The following is an 18,029-nucleotide window of genomic DNA, read 5'->3' as shown; positions in this document are numbered from 1 at the left end:
GATTTATACGATGGAATTACAAAAAGATTACGGCAAGAAATTGCGTACTGGCGCAGTTATTTCAACGCTTGCAATCTCGGCTCTAGGGGTATCTACTACGGTATCAGCTAATGAAACTGAAGTAGCCGTTAACGAGCCAGCAACTAGGGTAGTTGCCAAGGACGAGATTAAACCTAAGGTTCCTACCCAACAAGACGTAGATAAGGCTAAAGCTGAATCTGATAAGGCTAGTCAGGATGTAGCTAAGCAAAAAGAAGTTGTTTCAACTACTGAAGCAAACATTGCTAATGCTGAAAAGACTATCGCTGACACTACTAAAAAGGTAGAAGAAGCTAAAGCGGTTACACCCGAAAAGGTAACTGAAGCTAAAGCAGACGCTGACAAGAAGGCTAACGAGCTTGCTACAGCTGAAAAGACTGTAGCTGATGCTGATAAGTCTGTATCTGCGACTGCTGAGAAGGTTGCTGACCAAACTAAGGTAGTATCTAATGCTGAGAAAACTGCCACTGCTACGGCTAATAAGGTAGCTGACGCTCAGAAGAAAGTAGATTCTCTTTCATCTACTACTGACACCACCCAACTTGAAAAAGAGGTAGCTACGCTTACTAACCAAGTCAAGGAAGACATTAAAGCGGTAGGGACTGCTCAGACTAACCTTGATAACGCTAAAAAGGCTCAATCCGACAAAGCCCAAGCCATCAAAGACGCTCAAACTGGGGTATCTAGTGCTGAAGCCAAGCTATCTCAAGCTACTACAGCCCTTGCCAACGCTAAAGCTGACCAATCTAACAAAGATAAGGCAGTCACTTCTGCTAAATCAGCTCTTGAAGTAGCTAAACAAGGTGTCACTGAAACAACTACATCTTCTGAAACAATGTACGATGTTCCTAAAGCAACTTACGCTCCAGCTCTCTCACAAGGGTATATCGATGCAATCAAGGCTCTTGCCAATGGTACAGGTACTGCAGATATGGTAGATACTGCAGTATATGAAGTTCCTTATTCTGACCCTAAATCTGGTGCATCAGCTGATTCACTTAGTGATTTCAACTCTACAGGTAAACGTTACTATAAAGGTAAGGACATTCCTTATGGTTCAGAAGACACAGACGCAACAGAAATTGCTGATTTCCAACACTTAACTAAAGAGCAACAAATTCGATTGACTACTTATGCAGCGTCAATTATTAATGAGTTGCGTTCTAAGTTTGGAACTAAGCCTGTCACAGTAGGTGATAGTTCTCTTAAATTAGCTGAAGCCTTTAACAACAATGCTAACGAATATAAAACGGCTAAAGGTGGGGGGTACTCAGAAAATCACCTTAAGAGTCTTAAAGAAAAACACGAAATTGCTAAACAAGAATCAGGTGTAACTTCTCCATCTGTTGCAATCCGTTCTAAAATGACTCCACATCTTTCAAGTTCTGACGTAACTACTATGGCTCAGATTAAGCAAGTTGTATATGATGGTATTGTAAGAACTCTCATGGCAGTTGAAGAAAATACAGGTAGCGAAGACCGTTTCAGTGGCGCTCTTTCTCTTCTTGGATTGCGTGATGCTGACAAGACTAACCTTGGTGTAGGTCTAGGTGCTATGCTTAGTCAACTTACAACTGGGTATGAAACTTCAATCACTTTGTCAGCCCCTCAATCAACTTCTGCAACTACTAAGAAAGTAGACGCTAAAGCGGTTGAGTCTGCACAAAAAGCCTACGACAACGCCCTCACAGCCTCTAACGAAGCTAAATCAGCGGTACAATCCGCCCAAACTGCTTACACTAGTGCAGAAACAGCTCTTGCTAATGCTCGTAAACAGCTTTCTGATTTGGTAGGTAACGAGATTGATGTTCCAGCGCTTGAAAAGGCTCTTGCTGATGCTAAAGACAAACTTGCACAGGACACTAAAGCTTTGCAAACTGCTAAGGAATCGCTTGCTCTAGCTAAATCAAACGCTATTGACAAAGCTAAGGCTCTTACTGAAGCTAAGTCAGCTCTTGCGACTGCTAAAGCTGAACACTCAAACGCAGACCAATCACTTGCTACTGCTAAAGGTGAGTTGGAAGTCCTTACTAAGGCTCATGATGTAGCAGTCTTGGCTCGTAAGTTAGCTGGTGCAGACCTTGCTCGTAAACGTGAAGCGTCTAAAGAAGCTACTGACACTTATACAGTCCTTGAACTCGCTCTTACTAAGCGTGATGAAGTCCTTAAAGCTTTAGACAAAGAGCTTGCTGATGCTAATGCTAAACTTGGTGTACTCCATGCTGAGTTGGAAACAGCCAAGAAAGAATTGGCTCGTCTTGAGGGTATCGCAGAAGCTAAGGCTCGTGGGTATGAGAACTTTAAGCAACTCAAAGCTGACCATGACGCATACCTCGCTGAGCAACAACGCTTGCAAGCTTTGAAAGACAAAGCAGACGCAATCCGTAAAGCAGGTGGTCAACCTAAAGAAGTTACTGACGCCAACGGTAAAGTAGTTGATGTTGTAGATGCGAAGGCTCAAAATAAGGTTGTAGTTGCGACAGTAGGAACTAAAGACGATAAAACATATCAAGCTCCTGCACAAGCTACAAATGCAAAAGCAGAACCTAAGAAACAACTTCCAAATACAGGAACAAAGGATTCAGGACTTTTAGCATTGCTTGGAGCAAGTCTTGGACTCCTCGCTTTAGCAGGAAAACGAAAATATAATAGATAAAAAGAAAGAGAGCGGAGGCTCTCTTTTCTATGGTGTTGTTCTAATATGTATAAATTTTATATAAGGGAAACTTTTGATATTCTGGTTCGATTTTTACTTATTTTTTATGAAAGTTTACCTTATTTTAATGAAACTGATTGAAATTAGTTGAAATTTTATTTTTTGAAAACCTATGAAAACGTTGATTTTAAAGCACTTTGAAATTAGATGAAATAAGTGGTGCCCCAACCAGGTCTTAAGAAAGCTCGTAAAGCATCACAATTTAGTAAACGTTAATTCGAGAGAATTACTATACTTACAAAGAGCACCTTTCGGGGTGTTCTTTTTGTACTTTCTTACTAAATTGGTGCAATTGACACAGTTGTTGCGACTTTAGTCGCTTATAAATGTGACTGCAACATGACGAAGTCAGTTGCCTCAAAACGTTAATCAATACGATTATATCAACGTTTACAGACATTCAAGAATTTTCTCTTGGATGTCTTTTTTGTCTGAAAATCAAGAGTCCACCCCAAAATTCACCCCATCATTTTTTTAGACTACGAAATGCAATATCTCCAACAGTCTGATTTACAGTATCTTTTGTGTTGACATAAGTCTTTGTTGTAATCGTTTTACTATGCGTTAGTGCTTTATAGATTCCATAGTTTAATCCAATTTTAGCCATGTATGTTTTCTCCTATTCTTTCTTATTTTTTAAAAACCAGTTTTTCAGCAAATACATTAAGTGCTGAGGCAACAGAATTTCCGTTTAGGGAAGTTGTCTGCGAGGAAAATGGGATTAACCACTTCAACCAAAGCATCTTCTGGAAAGACGGTAGCTAAAGTAGGTGTGATTACGTGGAAGGCTCCGTGTTGTTCATTGTTTAGCACGTGGCGTTGATATTTGCCTTCTTTTCCGAAGACATAACGAGGCGCATTGCCCAATTTTTCGTAGTCAGCAGTTCCGATAAATTCTGGTAGCATGACAAGTGTTTCTTGAATCATAAGTGTTTCCTTTCTGAGTGTAAAATAAAAAGAGTTAAGCTAGTTGCTTCACTCTTGAGTAGTAATGAGTAAAAAGTTTTCGTTTAAATATTCTTGTGTAAAATTGTACTTCACCATGAGCAAAGCCAGTAAGTAGTGATTGATTGGCTAGTTTATCTAAATCCTTTTGGACTTGATGATAGAGTTGCCCCTGGAGTTGTTCTGATGAGGAAAAGATATCATAGGTGAAAATATAGTTTTATAGATTCGTTCACATTGTTGTGCGAAAAAAGTTAGTCATAGGTTCTCCTTTATTATAAAAGTAAAAAGCCACTAAGAAAATGGACTTAGTAGCTAGAGTAAATCTATCTAGTAAATTAGATAGACAGCAGTAGAGAAAAATTATTTGGTTGAAGGATTCCTCCTTCACGGTGGCAACGTTTAGCAAGGTGTTTTCCTTCAATTACCATCGCTTTCCCAGCAAATCTCAAAAGGTAGTCATTATCATATCTCATGGATTCTCTTACGCCCTTTGTCGAAGCCAGTTCACTTTACTATACGGAAAAGTGCGAAAGTCCGAAATGCGTGGAAGCCTACAAAATGTTTTATATCTTCACTTCAACCATAAAGAGACTTGACTTTTCTTTCCAAAACGTTTACAATAAAGGTACGAAGTTTAGTGTAGTTTTGGCAATCAGTCCTCTGGTTGTCAGACGCACTTTTTATTTAATTGTCAATGATCTCAATTGGTAGGGATTATTATTTTGTTTTTTAATATCGCTACCAGCTATATTTATATTTTATCGCTATTGGCGATAAAAGTCAAGAGGTTTTTGAAATTTTTTTAAAAAATTTGAAGAGGAATAATTATGGCGTTTGCAGGACGTTTAAAAGAATTACGAAAAGAAGCTAACCTAACTCAAGTTGAACTCGCAAAACGATTAGGGATAGGACAATCTTCCTATGCAGACTGGGAGAGAGGCAAGAAAAAACCAACTCAAGAAAATCTCGTTAAGATAGCACAAGTTCTAAATGTATCAATTGATTATTTAGTTGGAAATTCAGAAGAAAAATCAGATGAATTAGATAATATTGAATTACTTTTCCGTATGAACTCAAGGGGACTGACTGAAGAAGAAAAGAAAATTTTCAAAAAAGAGTTGATTGAGTTTATGGAGGAGAGGAAGAAGGCTTTTGGGAATATCCAAGAAGATAGGAAATAATAAAGGATATAGTATATATGTTTCAAATAATTTCAGTTTTACTTACATTGATTTTACTTTTTGCGTATTTAAAATATAATGAAAAAGCAAAAAAGAAGTATTCAGGTTCTATAGTTTTTGAAATAATCGATAGAGAGTATAGTGATTGGTATAAGAAAAAACGGAATGGGATAGTTATAAATAAAAAGACAGCTTCTATGTTTGAGGTAGATAAAGTAGTGTTCAAATTAAAGGAGAAATTTGAAGAACAAGGTGTTTCAAAAGAACAACTTAAGGACTATCTAGACTTCCTACATATTGATGAGCCTAAAAAGGTGGGTTTTTATAGTATTATAATATCCGTCTTTGGATATTTTGGTTTTGATAAATTTATAAAAGGTTTCTTTCCTCAATTAAATAATATTACGGATATATCAAAAGTGTTTAATGATATTGCTGACACATTTAATAAAAATAGTAATTTTGTGCTAGTTGTTTTGTATCTTTTATTTTTTATAGGGATTATAGCATTGTTAAGTTATATTTCTTATAAATTAGCAACAATAGATAACTTGTATATTGAAACCCAAAAGATATATGTTTTAAAAAGAGTGGAAAAAATATGGGATTTTCAAATTAATGATAGTGTATACACAACCACAGATGCAAAAAAGGAATTTGAATTTAGAAATAATTTAGTTTTCCCTAAACTTAAGGATAGTAAATCAAAATTTGAAGAAGATTTTGAACGTTCTATTGGAGATACTTTTGATATTAATAATGAATACTTTAAAGATTTGCCATTAATAAAAAATATTAAGTGGCAGGGTATCAAAGAATGGCTCTTGGGAATGTCACTACCTTTATTTTTAATAATAATTATTTTTTTGATGTGCTATTTCATGTTGTTGCAAGATTATCAAATACATTGGACATTAATTACTTTATTTTACATTTTAACACTTTGTGTAGTGTATTTGTTTATGCTTATATATCTAACTCAGATAGATAAGCAAACTAAATTGAATGTTACTAAACCAGAAAATGAGGTTGATTCAGGACAAGCTGAATTGGGATCACAAACTGAAGCGAGTCATTCAGAAAATTTAGATTCTGAGGAAGTGAAACTAGAAATTAAACGTAGAACCTCTGATAATAATCTTATCTATTTCTCTTCAGCTATAACTTTTATTATTAATTTTATTTTATTTTGTATCCTTGTAGGAACTTCAAAAAATACTAACTTCAATCTTTGGATGCTAACTGATTTTCTTTCTTTATCTGTGCCGCTAGCTTTAAAAGAATCAATTCTTCTTTTTGTTATACTTATTCCAATCAGGATTAACATGATAGTTATAATTTTGTCTACAATCTTTCGAATTGAAAGGGTAAATAAGAGCGAAACCGAATAGTAAGATTTTTTATTGAATTAATTTGTGATTTGTTAGACTACATGTTTGATTTCGTAAACCTCTCAATATGTGTGGTAGTTTATAAAATATTGGTAATAGTCTACTTTCTATTCAGACATGAAAACAATCCGTATATTTAATGTTATAAGTGTTAAAAAATACAGAGAGGAGCCCTTTTGCTTTGGTAAAAGTTGAACTATGATTTATATAAAAATTAAACTAAAAACAGTACATTAAAACAGGAGTAGGTTTTTACAAGGTACGTTTTATGTAGATCGTGATTTTATTTATTTTTTAATCTTAATAATATTAAGTGGACAATCGTCCACTTTTTTTATATAATAAACTCAACCTTTTTGGTTTAGTTTTGCAAATCATGACTTAAAGGAGGTACTGTTCGTTGGATGAATTGTATTCAAGAGTAAGTAAAATCACAAAACAGGCCCTATATTCATTCATGAAAGTGGAAAAAGTTTCAACACTGAACTACCACTTCGACTATTATTTTGACCATAATATACGTGAGAACAAAATTAAAATCATTTCTCATCATTTTTCAAATCATAAGATTGAAGGTTTAACTATAATTGATGAGTATGGGATTAGTTTTTCTTATGAAAAAGATAATCCAAAAGTAAAGCAGAATTTTACCTTATGTCATGAATTAGGGCATTTTCTTATTATTCATAGCGGTACATGCTTTACAGAATCTATCGACAATCAAGAAAGTTTACTAGAACGTGAGGCAAATATTTTTTCTGCTGTAGTGTTAATGCCGGATATTGTCTTATTATCTAAAATCTACTACAGTTGTGATAGTTTTCAGGGAGTACAAGAAAGTTTAGAGGTTTCAAAACGAGCTCTGTACTTTCGTTTGATAGATTTGTTACGAGTGTATTTTCCAAATGGGGAAGTTAAAATTAAACATGCTGTTAATGACTATCTGGAGATGAAAAATTCTTCAATACGTAGTTTGTTTCATGAAATAAAACAACAATTGATTGATGAGTTCAATCAATATAGTGCTTCTCTAAAGGTTCAGACCCAAAATCGTATTTTTGAACAGGGATTTGTTTCAAGTCAGGAACTGCCAGAATTAGTAAACTAGAATAATTGGAAAGAACTTAGAGAAAGTATAGATAATTTAAGAATTTGGTTAATTTATAATAAAGGGAAAACACTAGCATATGCGTGGGATAGTACAAAAATAACAGATCAAGAAGCGAGAAAGAAAGCAGAATTACAATTACTATTAATGCAATGAAAGGACAAAAACAGGTCAATCAAACAAAATGAATACATATAGAAAAGAGTATTATGAAAATAAATTGCAGATGGACTATTTCTCAGAAGATTATTTTAGATTTGTAGAGTACTTTCAAAAATATTCTTCGATGAATATTCCTTTAACTTTTTTAATTGATGAAATCTTAAGAACTATGGCAATCAACCAAAAAAATTTTTTGTATTAAATAAAGATAAAACGAAAGACGGGAGAGACCATTATTTTTGGTTCGAAATAAAAATGCTAAACAACTATCCAATAAGATTTTTTAGATATTTAAACTCTTCTCTTTGTAACCACAACGTACAAAAGCTCTAATTTTATGATATAATTTTATAGATAATATATTTGGAGTTTGGCCTAATATAAGGCCAATGGTTGCGATTTCAAATAATGAACATTTTAGCAAAATGATTCTTTAAAAGACGTTAAAAAGGGGAGTTAGATGATTACATCAGAAGAAATTAAAGCTCGTTTATGGAATGGTGCAAATGAATTACGTGGGTCCATGGATGCTAGTCGGTATAAAGACTACATGTTGGGCCTTATGTTTTATAAATTTTTGAGTGACCAGACTCTGAAAACATTTGCGACAACCGCAGGTCTGTCTAAGGAAGAAGATTGGTTTGAAGAATATAAAAACGCTCATCAGGAATATGGTACTGAACTAGAAAAAATGATTCAGGATATCTTGGGATATTTTGTGCGCCCTGAACATCTATATCAAGCATGGGTCCAAGATATGAATGCCGGGAATTTTGAAGTTCAAAAAGTCACTGACAGTCTCAACCAATTCGAACGTAGCATTGCTTTTACAAATGATTCAGATGATTTCAAAGGTCTCTTCTCGAGCTCAACTCTTGATTTAACTGATACAGCTCTAGGAAGCAATTTAAATGAGCGAAATAAAAATATTCAAGCCTTAATCCGATTGTTTGAAGATTTGGATATGGTGACTCTTCAAAATGGAGATGTACTTGGAGATGCCTATGAGTACTTGATCGGTCAATTTGCCATGGAATCAGGTAAGAAGGCTGGAGAATTCTACACACCACATCAAGTCAGTGAAGTTATGGCGCAGATTGTAGCGACAAATCAAAAGATTACTTCTATCTACGACCCAACAGTCGGCTCAGGTTCTCTCTTGTTAACTGTTAAAAAACATTTATCAGAAGAACTACAGAAAAGTCTCAATTACTACGGACAAGAAAAGAACACAGCAACCTATAACTTGACTCGAATGAATCTCTTACTTCATGGAGTTCGTCCAGAGAAAATGAGCATCAAAAATGGGGATACTCTTGGGCAAGACTGGCCGGAAGATCCGGAACGTCCAAATGAAGGAGTCCAGTTTGATGCAGTCGTTATGAACCCTCCTTATTCGATTAAAAATTGGAATCGTGCCGGTCTTAAACCAAGTGACCCGCGTTTTGAAATTGCAGGTGTCCTTCCTCCAGATTCAAAAGGAGATTTCGCCTTCCTTCTTCATGGACTATATCACTTATCTACGACTGGAACGATGGCCATTGTTTTACCACACGGTGTCCTTTTCCGTGGTTCTGCAGAAGGTGAAATTCGAAAACGTCTATTAGAGAAAAATCAGATTGACGCAGTTATTGGTTTACCAAGTAATCTCTTTACAAATACAGGTATTCCGGTTTGTATTATTATTTTGAAGAAAAATCGTGAATTAAACGAACCAGTTCTTTTCATTGATGCATCCCGTAACTTTATCAAAGTTGGGAAACAAAATGTCCTCCAAGAGAAAGATATTGCGAAAATTGTAGATGTTTACAAGAATCGTGTCGAAGAAAAAGGCTATAGCCATTTAGCAAGTCGTCAAGAGTTGATTCAAAACGAGTTCAACATGAACATCCCTCGTTACGTGACAGCTATTGATGAAGAAATTCCTCATGATGTGGAGGCCCATCTATACGGTGGCATTCCAGAAAACAATATCAAGAGTTTAGTAGCCCTTCATCAGGTGGATCCAGAACTACTGGGTCAGGCACTAACTGAGAAGCGCCCTGGTTACTTTGAATTGAATCAATCTATTGAAGAATTTTCAGAAGCAGTACTATCTAGTCCAGTAGTGACAGAAGAAACGGTGCAAGTAATAGCTTCTATCCAAGAATACTTAGAAGAATACTGGGCAAAATTGCACCAATTGAACTCTGATATCAGTCCTCGACAACTAAGAGAAGAGATGTTGGCAGCTATCAAAGATCGATTATCAGAATTTAAACAATTGAGTATCTATGATGGCTACCAAATTATAGCAGAGATTTGGACTAATTACCTGTCTCACGATGTAGAGTTGATTGAGCAACTAGGTTTTTATAAGGCTGGTCGAACTCGTGAACCTAACATGGTTACCAAAGGTAAGAATAAGGAAAAAGTTCAAGACGGATGGAACGGCGTTATCATTCCGAATGAACTAATCGCTAGTGAGTTTTATGGGGATGAGCTAGCTGATATCGAAGGTCTCAAATCCCGTGTTTCTGAAATTGATAGCGAGTTGAGTGAGCTAGTAGAAAATGCCAAGGTTGAAGACAGTGATGAGTATAATGCTCTCTTCGACACTCTCAAAAAGAACGATGAGGGAGAAGCCCAAGATAGTTTTGAAAGTAAACTAGTGAAAGCTAGCTTGAAGGAAGCTGAAAAAGGTTCTGTCGACTATGAACTTCTCAAGAAAGTGGATGACTTAACCAAAGAAAAATCAACTGTCAATAAGGCCATTAAAACAAAAGAACTTGAAATGAAAGAGTTAGTTGCAGAACGTATCGTACAATTGACAGATGCAGAAGTAGATCAGGTCCTTTACAAAAAGTGGTTTGGTTCAGTTCTTGACAAAATTGAAGAATTAGTCAAATCCCCTCTAAAAGCCGAGATTGCAGTGTTGGAGGAATTAAATAATCGTTATTCTGAGACTTTAGATAGTCTGGATGATGAAATCTCTAAACTTGAGAAAGAACTAGAAGCAATGATGAAGGAACTCTTCCCAGCAGAGGGAGAACGAGTACCTAAATGTCGCTTCCCTGGTTTTGAAGGGGAGTGGGAAGAGAAGAAGTTGGGAGAAGTATCAGAAATTTATGATGGAACACATCAAACTCCTAGATATACAACAGATGGCATAATGTTTTTAAGTGTTGAAAATATAAAAACTCTAAAATCAAACAAGTATATTTCTGAGGCTGATTTTGAAAAAGATTTTAAAATTTCTCCTCAAAATGGAGATGTTTTGATGACAAGAATTGGAGACATTGGAACGTCTAATGTTGTGAATACTGATAGTAAATTAGCGTTTTATGTAAGTTTGGCCTTAATTCGATCTACTCAGCTTGATAGTAACTTTTTAAATACTTCTATTTCATCCATCAATTTTCAAAAAGAACTATGGAGTAGAACACTTCATATTGCTTTTCCAAAGAAAATTAATAAAAATGAAATTGGGGAAGTTTCTATTTTATTTCCTTCTATTACTGAACAACAAGCAATTGGTAATTTTTTCCAAAAACTTGACAAATCTATCACTCTCCAACAACAAAAACTCGATAAACTAAAAGATTTGAAAAAAGCCTATTTGAATGAACTCTTTGTCTAAAGAGATGAAGAGTCATTCTAGAAAGGAAACCCTATGGGTCGTATGAATAAAGACGCATCTGAGAGATATTTTCAGGATGAATTTGTAAAAGAATTAACCAAGTTCAGATGGCAAGCTCCAGATAAACTGAATGGTAATCTTCATAAAGTGGCTGTTCAGGATTTGATTGATAACTGGAGAAGTGAACTTAATCGTATTAATGCCGATGTCCTAGAAGGTGTCGAACTGACAGATAGCGAATTTGAACAAGTCTTATCAAAAGTCAATCAGATTTCAAACAGTTATGAAGCTGCAAAAATCTTATCCATCGAAGGCTCAACCGGAAAGATTGATGGGATTTATCGTGATGAACATCCAGAAGTCACAAGAAAACAAATCACTCTAACCATTTTGAAAAAAGCACAAGTGAGTGGTGGTGACTCGAGTTATCAAGTTGCTCGTGAAGTATCAACCCCTAACGGCAATCGTTTTGACCTTGTGCTTCTCATTAACGGCTTACCACTGATTAATATCGAACAAAAACGAAGTGACAAAAGCTTAGATGAAGCTTTTGGTCAGTTCAAACGTTACTATGCAGATGGAGAATACACCAACAACTTCATGGCCTTCTCACAGATGATGGTCGTGACAACGGATGTTGAAACTCGCTATTTTGCGACTCCTAAATCCGTCAATGATTTCAATCCTGCTTTCGTTTTTCATTGGTCGGTAACCCAAAAAGGTCAAGAAAATGGGAAGCACTTGGGACAACGTGTATTAACGGATTATAGAGAAGTTATCGAACATTTCTTGATGGTTCCAATGGCCCATCAGATGGTGGGAGACTATCTCATTATCGATGAAGATCCTGACAATGAAGAAAATCGTCGCCATATGTTGATGCGTCCCTATCAGGTCTATGCTCTTCAGGCGGTTGAGAAAGCAGCATTTGGTTGGGATAATCCAGATAAGATTCCGCACGGTGGTTTTGTCTGGCATACAACAGGTTCAGGAAAGACCATTACTAGCTTTAAAACGGCTCAGTTTCTAGCAACCCGTACAGAGTTTGATAAAGTGGTATTCTTGCTGGATAGACGAGATCTAGACGAACAGACTTCAAAAGCCTTTAAAGCCTATTCCGTTTATGAATCCGTAGATGTTGATGGGACAAAGAGTACCTACCAATTGAGAAAACAACTCACTTCTCCTAAGAGTGGGATTGTAGTAACGACTACCTTCAAACTGAACATTTTGGTAAATGAGTTGCTTGAAGCACAGGATCATCAACTTTCAGATAAAAAAATTGTCTTTATCATTGATGAAGCCCATCGAACTACCATGGGAGATATGATGGGGACCATTAAAGATTATTTCTTCAAAAATAGTTTGTTCTTTGGTTTTACAGGAACTCCTTTGTTTGATGAAAATAAGGTGAAGGGTAAAATAAATGAACGTAGTGAAGTCATTAATACCACCGAAAAACTGTTCGGCCCACTCTTACACCAATATACAATTGATGAAGCTATTGCAGATGGAAATGTCTTAGGTTTCCATGTTGACTACATCAATACAGGTGAGTTTAGAAGCTATGAAGATCTCCGTGAGCAACTGATTGAAATTTTAGTTGAAGAATATCCAAGTAAAGGACAAAGAGAGATTGAACGACAAGTTCATCAATGGACTGAACTGGAAATAGAAAAGAACGCGATTAAAGAAGGTCTATTATTTTACCAGGATAAGTATCATGTTCCAAAAGTGGTAGAAGAAATCCTTGCCAGCTGGGAATCGCAATCTCAACAGGGAGAATTCAATGCGATTTTAACGGTAGCTTATAAAGAACGTGTAATTCATTATTACCACGAATTTAAAAAGCAAATAGCAGAAAGATTACAGGAAGGTGATACGAAACCTAATGTAGTAATGACATTTAGTTTTGGGAACGAAAATGACCCTGATAATATCGCTAATGAAGTTGTCGAGGAAATGTTTGAAGATTATGCAGGAATTACTGGGATTAAGCTCCTAGTTGGTGATAGAGTTCGTGGTGAGAATGCCTATTTTGAAGATATTACTGCTCGTGCGAAAAGAGGAGGGAGTGGTAGAAATCCTAAAAATATCGATATCTTAATTGTCGCAGACCAACTACTAACTGGATACGATGCCAAACGCTTAAATACTCTTTATGTTGATAGAGCGTTAGAACTTCAAGGTTTGATTCAAGCATACTCTCGTACAAATCGTGTATTTGGTTCCACTAAAGAGTTTGGAACGATTATCAATTTCCAATTTCCTAGAATCACAGAATCTCTTGTAAATAATGCTCTTCGCTTGTATGGAAGTGGTGGGAAAAATAGTAGAGTTTTGGTTAAGAAATATTCTGATGCAGTAATTGAATTGGCTGATAAATTCTCTTATTTAAAAGATGAATTAGAAGATCCTACAAATTGGGTTTCTATTAGAGATGATGAGAAGAAAAAGGCACTCTTTAAAAAAGCATTCATCGATGCAGCAACCCAGTTAGGTAAAGTAAAACAATATTATGAGTTTTCTTGGGACGATGAAGCGTTTGGGATGACAGAGCATACATGGTTACAGTATGTAGGTGCTTATAAAAATCTATTTCCTAAAGAACCGAAACCGCCTGGTATAATAATTGATAATATAGTTGGGAAGACAAAAATTCAAGGGACCCAGGTTATTGATGCCCAAAGCATATTTACACTAATTGATAAACAGACATCAAGTAAGGATGGAGTGCTAGTTATCAATGATAATAACCTAATCTTGATATTGGAGCAAATACAAGAACTCAGTAATTTAGGAGAGAACGAACTTGCCGAGTCTCTTAAAACCTTTATTAATGAGGAATTGGTTCCAGGACATTTATCTGCAGATACAGACTTCGACACAGCTTTCAATGCATGGCAGGAAAACAGACAAAAGAATCTTGTCGAAGAATTTGCATCTGAGTGGGGACTAGACAGTCAGCTACTCACCAAATCTTTAAAGGCTTATGACTTGAAAAAACCAGATGAAATTCCATTCCGTGAAGATCTCGTAAAAACACTCGATGCGTCTAAAGCAACAAATCAATTTGCAGGAAACAAACTTAAACTCAACATGGAATTGAATAAAGTTCTTCCAAGTTGGATGCAAGAAGTGAAGATGAAGTATAAATAAAAAGAAAAGAGGTCAAGTCTAAACTTGATCTCTTTTAAAAATGTAAATATTTCAATTTGAACGAAGAATGGTTTCAGAATATTAATAAAAGTATTTGTTTAGTGGAAATTATCTAGACTATACACTATAATATTAGTAGCTAAATAGTTATAGTAATAGGTAAAACATAGTTGGGAGCTAGATTACAATGAAAGAAAAAGTGCTAAAACCTAAAAAGAAGCTTGTAAGATCAGTGTTGAATTTCCTGATTGACTTTTTTATAGACAGACCAATGAAATGGAATTACATTTTTACGGTACTTACAGAGTTTCCGGTTTTAATCTACCTAAGCTGGGAGATATATCTAGAAGAAAATAGTCATGTATCTAAAGTTTTTTTTGCAATACTACTGCTAGCACATTCTGTAGTAAGTATTATTTTTACGATTGAGAACAAGAAAGATTTTAATCAAAGATTAGGAAGTTTTATTGAACAAATATATTTTGAACAGTCACAATTAAATTCAGAGAGACTTAAACAATTTTTATTTTACGGATTTCACTATTTGGTGATTATGATATGTTGTATAGAGAGCTATGTTGTCGTTACCTTAAATTTATCAGTCTTTCACTTTTCAAGACCACTTTTTTTATTGCTTCTGTTCTTTCTATTTTGTCTAATTATAGTGAGAATTCTCTATATTTCGGCACATATCTCTCCTTTTCTTATTATTGTTTTTTTAATTTCGCCCTTTGTTCTGTCTTCTCTAATTGGAATACAGAATGGAATATTTACATGGACTTTTATAGCAATGGTTTTAGCAATTTGTATTTCTCATCTGTTTGACGCTAATATTAAATACTTGTTACCTAAAAGATCTGAAACGTATCTTGACGATGAAAAGTTTAAGAGGAGACTTCAACGAAAAAAATACTGGTTAATATTTTTTTCACCATTTTTATATTTAGCATTGCAGTTTTCTGAATCAATCATTTCTAGTCCATTGTTCAAAGAATTTATTAAAACAATTTTAAATAATACTGATGAAACATCAGTCTCATATTATATTTATGAAACAGTTATCGGTTCCATCATAAGAACTTATTCTCTCATATTTTTTTATATAGTATTTATTGCAAATGCAAGAAATTTATTAGATAGAATAGTAAGATATTTGCTGAATAAACCATATCCAATTAATAATACTTTAATTAGTAAAAGAAAATTCTATAAGACATATAATGGAGGTAGTCAAAATAAACGAAGTCACAGACATAAATAAATGTATTTTAAAATGTCTACTATTCCTGAATGTATTATTAAGCATCATTGCAAAGTATGTTGTACTAATATCGTAGGTATATAAGAAATTTGATAAAAACGATCTTTCTGAAAAATACTTGTTTTTCGGACAGTTGTCTTTGAGAAAGCTAAAGTTATAGTTTTTAGGTTTTGATCTTCAAAACACTTCCTCCCTATCCAAATTTGGATAGGGCTTTTCATTGTTCAAAATTCGACTTAGTGTTTCAATGCTAGATTTTAAGTGAAATAACTCAGTTTTACTGTATTCACTTTCATGATTATTTTCTATATTTTTGCAATGGCGATTAATATGCCATAATGTCTTGCGGATATTGTTTTCTTTAATATTTTTCATAGTTTTATCGTAACAAAGAAAAATATAAAGAGGCTTTAAAAATTCTCAAATGATTAAAAAATAACCTGAACTGCATTAAATAAAATTCAATCGTATTAGCATTCAAATGCTTTATGATGCCAGTTGTAGTCTAACAAAATTGTGTCCAAAATGCGGTTTATTACCTTGTTTTTTAAAAATATATGAAGACCGCTTTGAATTTTTAATTCAAAATCATTTTTAAAATCTGATTTATGACTTTTGAGATAGGGGATTATATGATATACTAATTACCAATAAAGTATATTTAAGGTTGGGTGACGAATGTTAAATCTATATTGTGATGAGTCTTGTCATTTGGAAAATGATAGAGAACAAGTGATGTTAATTGGAGGAATTTCCTGTCCGGATTATGCTAGACAAAGCATTTACAAAGAGATTAGAGAAATAAAGAGAGAATTTGGAATATCTCCTCATGCTGAAATTAAATGGAGGAAAGTTTCACGCTCAAAATATGATTTCTATGAAAGATTGATTAATTACTTTTTTGATAATGAATACTTGAATTTTAGAGTTGTAATTGTTGATAAAAATGAATTGAATCATAAAAACTATAATCAAACCCATGATGAGTTTTATTATAAACAATATTTCTACTTGGTGAGGAAATTTTTGTTTGAAGATGATGTAAATGTTTTTATTGATATAAAAGATACCAACAGTATTTGGAAAGTGAATAAATTAAAAAGAATTTTAGCTAATTCGAGTAAAACAACAAAATGTATTAAGGGTATTCAACAGATTAGGTCACATGAAAATTCAATTATGCAGTTGGCTGATTTATTAATAGGAACAGTAGCATACAAAAATAGAGATCTCGCAGGAAGTAAAGAAAGAATGGCTATTTGTGAATTAGTTTCTACAAGAGCTAATCATGAACTAGTGAGTAGTACTACGTATAATGAACATAAATTTAATATTTTCAAGATGCATTTGAGAGGTGAATAGTGTGGAGGATGTATACTGTAAAGCTTTACCAAATATTATAAAATTATCAGATTTTGGTGGAGATTTTTATTCATATGAAGATTATCTATACAAAGATATTTTTTTGAAGGACTTATATAATTTTAAACTTACTTATAATAATAAGCTTATAGAATTTAAGACTATGCCAAGATTTAATAATAAAGAAGACAGTTTTTACCATTTAACTTGTAAAATATTTGAGAAAGGCTCTAATGAAAGGGAGCCTGATTTTAGGAGGAGTGAACGACTGTGCTGGTTAAAGCCAGCTATAGAGACCAATCATTTAGCAGCTTGTCAGCAATCTTGTTTCTTGGTATATGAACGTCCGTACAAATCAAAAAAAAGAATTTGTTTTTTAAATAAAGAGGATAGGTATTTTATAGTATTAGAAGAGAGGGAAAGTTATTACCTTCTTATTACAGCATACTACCTAGACTACGATAATGCTCTTGAAAAGAAAATAAAAGAGTATGAGAAATATAAGAAGAGCTAAAAAAACAGAAAACGCCCTTCTGATTAAGGACGTTTTCGCGATCTCCTTCAACTGCTTGGTCGATGAGTTAATTTAATTATAACAAAATTAATAATAAAATTCAAGTTGGATTAAAGATTTTGATAAACTTTTGAAATTAACTACATCAAAATCTTATCAAACTAGGTTTTAAGTTTATAAAGAATTTTTGGAAAATCTAAATACTGTACGAATCTCTACCTTTTTTTAATAAATAGTTATAAAGTCAGTAAAAATCAGCTTTTTAGGTGTAGAAGTTAATTTTTACAAAACTAAACTATTACCCCGTTTAAAATATATTGATTCCTATTTTATGAAATCAATAGGTATATATAGTTCTGAAAACACAAGGTATTGCATTGTTTTTAGTTCAATTGAAAATCATTCTTGTCAAACCAGGTCTTAAGAAAGCTCGTAAAGCATCACAATTTAGTAAACGTTAATTCGAAAGAATTACGATACTTACAGAGAGCACCTTTCGGGGTGTTCTTTTTTATACTTTCTTACTAAATTGGTGCAATTGACACAGTTGTTGCGACTTTAGTCGCTTA

9 protein-coding genes and 5 pseudogenes are annotated in these 18,029 nt (G+C 34.0%); 11 read left to right on the top strand and 3 right to left on the bottom strand.

What is annotated here, in order from left to right:
• Positions 1-10 precede the first annotated feature (10 nt).
• Positions 11-2,695, top strand: coding sequence for an SEC10/PgrA surface exclusion domain-containing protein (locus tag CBI42_RS00905; protein ID WP_094753027.1), 2,685 nt, complete (start codon positions 11-13; stop codon positions 2,693-2,695).
• Between the two features lie 526 nt (positions 2,696-3,221).
• Here CBI42_RS00905 and CBI42_RS00900 read toward each other — a convergent pair.
• The 3 genes and pseudogenes from CBI42_RS00900 to CBI42_RS12755 form a co-directional block, all read right to left on the bottom strand.
• Positions 3,222-3,335: pseudogene (locus CBI42_RS00900) on the bottom strand (integrase); the annotation flags it as partial.
• Positions 3,336-3,384: 49 nt separating this feature from the next.
• A pseudogene (locus CBI42_RS00895) lies at positions 3,385-3,682 on the bottom strand (cytoplasmic protein).
• 356 nt (positions 3,683-4,038) lie between these two features.
• Positions 4,039-4,176 (bottom strand): hypothetical protein, encoded by a 138-nt coding sequence (locus CBI42_RS12755; RefSeq protein ID WP_179211339.1) that lies wholly within the window; start codon positions 4,174-4,176, stop codon positions 4,039-4,041.
• Between the two features lie 354 nt (positions 4,177-4,530).
• Between CBI42_RS12755 and CBI42_RS00885 the strand changes: the two genes are divergently transcribed.
• The 10 genes and pseudogenes from CBI42_RS00885 to CBI42_RS13455 form a co-directional block, all read left to right on the top strand.
• Positions 4,531-4,884 carry a helix-turn-helix domain-containing protein gene (locus tag CBI42_RS00885; RefSeq protein ID WP_094753026.1) on the top strand — a complete coding sequence of 118 codons (354 nt, stop codon included), beginning with the start codon at positions 4,531-4,533 and terminating at the stop codon, positions 4,882-4,884.
• Between the two features lie 17 nt (positions 4,885-4,901).
• The gene (locus CBI42_RS00880; RefSeq protein WP_094753025.1) at positions 4,902-6,275 is read left to right on the top strand and encodes a hypothetical protein; all 1,374 of its coding nucleotides are present in this window, start codon (positions 4,902-4,904) and stop codon (positions 6,273-6,275) included.
• A gap of 400 nt (positions 6,276-6,675) precedes the next feature.
• Positions 6,676-7,539 (top strand): annotated as a pseudogene (locus tag CBI42_RS00875) (ImmA/IrrE family metallo-endopeptidase).
• A gap of 28 nt (positions 7,540-7,567) precedes the next feature.
• Positions 7,568-7,878 (top strand): annotated as a pseudogene (locus tag CBI42_RS00870) (DUF5960 family protein).
• A gap of 127 nt (positions 7,879-8,005) precedes the next feature.
• On the top strand, positions 8,006-11,164 hold the full coding sequence (locus CBI42_RS00865; protein WP_094753024.1) for a type I restriction-modification system subunit M: 3,159 nt from the start codon (positions 8,006-8,008) through the stop codon (positions 11,162-11,164).
• A 33-nt stretch (positions 11,165-11,197) separates the two neighbouring features.
• Positions 11,198-14,323 carry a type I restriction endonuclease subunit R gene (locus CBI42_RS00860; RefSeq protein WP_094753023.1) on the top strand — a complete coding sequence of 1,042 codons (3,126 nt, stop codon included), beginning with the start codon at positions 11,198-11,200 and terminating at the stop codon, positions 14,321-14,323.
• Positions 14,324-14,510: 187 nt separating this feature from the next.
• On the top strand, positions 14,511-15,584 hold the full coding sequence (locus CBI42_RS00855; RefSeq protein WP_049486640.1) for a hypothetical protein: 1,074 nt from the start codon (positions 14,511-14,513) through the stop codon (positions 15,582-15,584).
• Between the two features lie 678 nt (positions 15,585-16,262).
• Positions 16,263-16,946: a DUF3800 domain-containing protein gene (locus CBI42_RS00845; protein WP_094753021.1), complete on the top strand. Its 684-nt coding sequence runs from the start codon at positions 16,263-16,265 to the stop codon at positions 16,944-16,946.
• A 1-nt stretch (position 16,947) separates the two neighbouring features.
• Positions 16,948-17,460, top strand: coding sequence for a hypothetical protein (locus tag CBI42_RS00840; RefSeq protein WP_256963619.1), 513 nt, complete (start codon positions 16,948-16,950; stop codon positions 17,458-17,460).
• Between the two features lie 353 nt (positions 17,461-17,813).
• A pseudogene (locus CBI42_RS13455) lies at positions 17,814-17,921 on the top strand (30S ribosomal protein S9); the annotation flags it as partial.
• Positions 17,922-18,029: the final 108 nt, after the last annotated feature.

Source organism: Streptococcus sp. KR, assembly GCF_002238115.1.
Lineage (GTDB): Bacteria > Bacillota > Bacilli > Lactobacillales > Streptococcaceae > Streptococcus.
The sequence above is the reverse complement of the archived record's forward strand: the minus strand, read 5'-3'. Positions and strand labels throughout refer to the sequence as shown.